The sequence below is a fragment of the Acinetobacter sp. YH16044 genome, assembly GCF_013417145.1.
In the GTDB taxonomy this organism is placed as follows: domain Bacteria; phylum Pseudomonadota; class Gammaproteobacteria; order Pseudomonadales; family Moraxellaceae; genus Acinetobacter; species Acinetobacter amyesii.
The window spans coordinates 1-4254 of the sequence record NZ_VPEK01000080.1 but is presented as its reverse complement, the minus strand read 5'-3'; the positions used below and the strand labels follow the sequence as shown (position 1 = coordinate 4254).

General features: G+C 31.5%; 7 protein-coding genes. 4 read left to right on the top strand and 3 right to left on the bottom strand.

Annotated elements, in window-relative coordinates; all coding sequences use genetic code 11:
• The first annotated feature begins 21 nt into the window (after window positions 1-21).
• The 4 genes from FTV38_RS16705 to FTV38_RS16690 all read left to right on the top strand — a co-directional run bounded on the left by FTV38_RS16705 (window position 22) and on the right by FTV38_RS16690 (window position 2072).
• Window positions 22-324 carry a hypothetical protein gene (locus FTV38_RS16705; RefSeq protein WP_174761320.1) on the top strand — a complete coding sequence of 101 codons (303 nt, stop codon included), beginning with the start codon at window positions 22-24 and terminating at the stop codon, window positions 322-324.
• 95 nt (window positions 325-419) lie between these two features.
• A complete protein-coding gene (locus tag FTV38_RS16700) occupies window positions 420-1283 on the top strand; it encodes a TIR domain-containing protein (RefSeq protein WP_179991628.1) in 864 nt (287 codons plus the stop codon).
• 175 nt (window positions 1284-1458) lie between these two features.
• On the top strand, window positions 1459-1737 hold the full coding sequence (locus tag FTV38_RS16695) for a type II toxin-antitoxin system RelE/ParE family toxin (RefSeq protein WP_179991629.1): 279 nt from the start codon (window positions 1459-1461) through the stop codon (window positions 1735-1737).
• Between the two features lie 17 nt (window positions 1738-1754).
• A complete protein-coding gene (locus FTV38_RS16690; protein ID WP_179991630.1) occupies window positions 1755-2072 on the top strand; it encodes a HigA family addiction module antitoxin in 318 nt (105 codons plus the stop codon).
• 68 nt (window positions 2073-2140) lie between these two features.
• Here FTV38_RS16690 and FTV38_RS16685 read toward each other — a convergent pair whose 3' ends face one another.
• From FTV38_RS16685 to FTV38_RS16675, 3 genes are all read right to left on the bottom strand, one after another.
• On the bottom strand, window positions 2141-2908 hold the full coding sequence (locus FTV38_RS16685) for a PP2C family serine/threonine-protein phosphatase (protein WP_179991631.1): 768 nt from the start codon (window positions 2906-2908) through the stop codon (window positions 2141-2143).
• On the bottom strand, window positions 2905-3648 hold the full coding sequence (locus tag FTV38_RS16680) for a serine/threonine-protein kinase (protein ID WP_179991632.1): 744 nt from the start codon (window positions 3646-3648) through the stop codon (window positions 2905-2907). Before FTV38_RS16680 ends, FTV38_RS16685 begins: the two co-directional genes overlap by 4 nt.
• A 344-nt stretch (window positions 3649-3992) precedes the next feature.
• On the bottom strand, window positions 3993-4254 hold a 262-nt coding region (locus FTV38_RS16675; protein WP_180022994.1), incomplete at its 5' end, for a hypothetical protein.

Sequence of the window (4254 nt, the reverse complement as noted above, 5' to 3'; positions counted from 1 at the left end):
ATTCCTTGATACGGTGATGGTATGAGTGTTGATAATTTAGAGCAAAAAATTGCAAAGCAAGAAGAGCGTTTAAAACAGCTAAAAGAACAGAAAAAAGCTGCCATTGCACGTGAAAAAAAGAAAGTTTCTGATCAGCAACGTAAAGATGATACTAGACGTAAAATTCTACTGGGTGCTTGGGCGCTGAATAAGTTAAAAAATAATGAATCTTTTAAGCAGCAATTAGTCGATTTTGAGCAATTTTTAAATACGGAAAATAAGACCGAAGAAAATAGGCAGAAAGATAAAGATCTTTTTAATGGATTTATTTGGGATAAGACCTAAATTTCGCATAAGAGATTTTATGTTAAATATGTAGTTAATTTTCTTAAACTTATTATATATTTAAAAAATATAAATGAAGATATGGCATTAGTAATATGTATTATCATGTGATTTTAGAATTAGGCGAAAAACATCATAAAAATGCGTGGGATAAAGTTGAAATCAAATCAGATTTAACAGATTTAGAAGATTTGATTTGTAAATATGCTGAACCTTACCAGGTTGGGAACCCTATATTAATAAATGGGCGTACAATTCCTATTGAGCATATTGAACGTTTACGCATGTTTTCTAGTGAGATATCTGGTGAGGTTTTAAAACAGCAACAAGCTGCTCAACGAAGGGCTGAAAATCAGGCATCTAGTGTTGTTATGATCGGTTTTTATTCTAATGATTTAGAGTCCGCGATTCTTAAACAAAAAGAAATAACAGAAGAATTAATAACATATGCAAAAGGAACTAAAAAGCAAGTTCCTAATTTATTAGGTAAAGAAAAGAAGGTTACCCCATCTAAAGTATTCATTGTCCATGGGCATGATGATGCATTGATAAATGAAGTAAAAGCTTTTTTATCAGCTCAATTAATTGAGCCAATAGTTCTCAGAGAACAGCACGATGCTAGCCTTACAATCATAGAAAAGTTAGAACGTTACACAAAAGATCCTTCTATTGGGTTTGGGATAGTTTTATACACACCTGATGATCAGGGAAAAGCTATTGGGGAGGATGAGTACAAATTAAGAGCTAGGCAAAATGTTGTTTTTGAGCATGGTTTATTAATAGGTTTATATACTCGTGAAAAAGTAATCTGCTTAGTAAAAAAGGAAGGTCATATTGAAATGCCAGGAGATGTAAATGGTGTCGTATATACAGACCATGGTTATAAAGACTGGCGTATGTCTGTGGCTCATATGCTAAGTGATGCTGGATATGATATTAACTATAGAAAAATTAATTGAAACATATAAAAAAGGAGCTTTCGCTCTTTTTTATATGTTTCAATTTGTACCTAAATCTAGGTTGCAATAAAAGATTTTGTATTAAGCCCGTGTGGCTTTCTTGTAAGCCACAGCAAAGTATCCTTGTGATATAATGCATATCGATATACAATATATTATATGAAGGGCATCTCAATTGATAAAAAGTTTTAAGTGCGAATATACGCGTCAATTATTTGAAACGGGTAAGAGTTCTAAATTTTCAGCTATTTTGAAAGTTGCTACCCGAAAATTGACGATGCTAGATGCAGCAGTAACTTTAGATTTTTTGAGATCTCCTCCAGGTAATCGATTAGAAAAATTAGAACGTGATCGTTTAGGGCAACACAGTATTCGTATTAATGATCAATGGCGAATCTGTTTTGTTTGGACGGATAATGGACCCAGTGAGGTTGAGATAGTCGATTACCATTAATTTTGAGAGGTATATGTATGATCCATCATAATGGTATGAGAGCTGTTCACCCAGGTGAAATTCTTAAAGAAGAGTACATGCTCCCACTAAATTTAAGCTCTACTGCTCTAGCTAGAAAGTTAGGTGTAACTGCAGCTCGAATTAACGATATTGTATTAGAACGTCGCGGTATTACTGCTGATACAGCTTTGCGATTAGCACGATTCTTTGGTGGAGATGCTGAAAGTTGGCTTAATTTACAACATCAATATGATTTGAAAATTGCCTATGAAAAAGCTGGTAAAACCATCGAACAGACTATTAGACCGTATGATGATTTATTGGCATTTGCATAACATTTTAATTGTATATGAAGTAGAAAAGCCTAACTAATGTTAGGCTTTTCTACTTCATATAAGAGATTCTATTTTAAATAAAATTTTGTTCCAATTAATGTGTAATCATCAATTGGACCTTTATTCTCTATCCTTCTTTTTAGAGCATTAGTAAATTTAATAGTGTCGCTCATTGTGACTTTACTGAAATTTTTTCTTTGATCCCAAAAATGATATGCACCATCAGACATTATAAATACTGACATTTCTTCTCCATATTCATCTTTTAAAGAGTCATAGGGGATAAATGTATAGTCATTATCTAAATCAATGAAAGATGAAATCGCATTTGTTAAAGTACTTTGACTTATCTTTTTTTCGTTTAACTCCTTTTTACTATATATTTTTTTATCAAGTAACTTTTGATATTGAGTATGATCATTCGTAAGTTGAATTAATTTAGTATCTTGCTTGATATAAACTCTACAATCGCCAATATGCCAAATGCTCAAACCACTATCATCTAAAAAACAAAATGAGAGAGTTGTAGAGGCCTTAATGTATTCAGAATTTTGACTTTGAATAAAATTTTGAAAATTGATTTTGAGTTCTTCTTTTAAAGAATGTTCTAAGTATTCGTGACTAATTTGTTGAAGGTTTTCAATATAGTTACAAACGAAATAGGATGCTTCTTTTGCACCATGATATGAGCCTAAACCATCAGCAACCCCAAATAAAAAGCCATTACTTTTTTTAAGAGGCACAATTAGTGAATCTTCATTCTGTTTACTTCTTTCAGGCGAAAATTTATCTCTTGCTTCTGAAAAAGATGAAACGCAACTTAATGTAATTTTCATTTTATCACTCTTAGAATATCGTTTCTGATTTCAGCAATCGATTGATATCGGAACCTAACCGTTTGGGAAGTACACTTATTTGCGATGCTAGCTAGCTCTGTTATGTGTAATTGTGACATGACCACGCCTAGTGCAAAAATGTCAGAAAGATGCGAATAATGCGCAGCTTCTTCAACTTCAGGAGCCATGTATCGTGTTGTTCCAAGACATAGACCAATTGCACTCATAACATCGTTAGGATGTGCATTAGGAGCTAAATTTTTAATTAGTCCAAAATCTGAAATTTTATATACTCCATTAAAAAGTAATATATTTTCTGGTTTTATATCTCTATGAACTAGTCCTTTATTATGAAGATATTCCAAACCATCCAGAACATCTAGAATAACTTTAATCTTTTCCTCATTAGAAAGAAGGTCTTTTTTAATTAGCTTATTCAAGTCAGAATCAGCAAGATCCATTACAAAAAATGGAGCATCGCCTTGATGGACTACACAAATAGAAACTATATTTTTGTGAGTACAATTTGTCTGATATCTCATTTCCTGACGGAATCTTTCTAATAGTTCACCTTCAGAAAATAGAGAAGCTTCAGCAATATTTTTTTGTGGAGCAAATCGTTTTAGTGCATATCTAAAATCACATGTAGGTAATGCCACTTCGTATACTTCACCAAATCCTCCAGCTCCAATTTTGTCAACAACTTGGAACTCATAACTTGAGTGTCTGTAAACTTCCAAAATTTATGCTCCTACAAACTTAAAATTTTATAAAAATAATTAGGTATAAATTACTTACTATATTTTCTGCATTTTCTCATAAATTAATAAAAATTATGATTAATATTTGGAATGAAATTTTTTTGTTATAGACAATTAATTTTAAGAAATTCTAAAATTAACATAATACACCTTATACGAAATGCTAATTTTTACTTCTTATAATTCAACAATATAATCCATTTCGAAAAACCCCTGACTGTGAACAGGGGTTTTTTACTTGATTTTTCATGTTCTACGCCTAAATATTAGGCAATGTTTCACAGTTTTACTTAAATAATCTGAATAATTAAATCTATATAATTTCAGCGATTATCTTGAATAAGATTATCCAATTTATCTTCTAATTTTTTAATCTTATATTTGAGCGATAAAATAGAATTTTTTAAACGTTCATGTTCAGGAGCATCAGGATTTTTTAATTGATTAAAAACCTCCAATAATTCTCTGCGTTGAGTGCAGAACCTTTCAATGTCACTTTCAAGAGCCATTCTTGGTGTCCACAGAGCTAGTAAACTTTGCTCATAGTCTTTGAGTTCTTCACAACTCATTGCGGCTAATTCAACT

Excerpts from the sequence above, each read along its gene's own strand:
- FTV38_RS16705 (WP_174761320.1), top strand. The coding sequence starts at position 22 with ATGAGTGTTGATAATTTAGAGCAAAAAATTGCAAAGCAAGAAGAGCGT.
- FTV38_RS16700 (WP_179991628.1), top strand. The coding sequence starts at position 420 with ATGTATTATCATGTGATTTTAGAATTAGGCGAAAAACATCATAAAAAT.
- FTV38_RS16685 (WP_179991631.1), bottom strand. The coding sequence starts at position 2,908 with ATGAAAATTACATTAAGTTGCGTTTCATCTTTTTCAGAAGCAAGAGAT.
- FTV38_RS16690 (WP_179991630.1), top strand. The coding sequence starts at position 1,755 with ATGATCCATCATAATGGTATGAGAGCTGTTCACCCAGGTGAAATTCTT.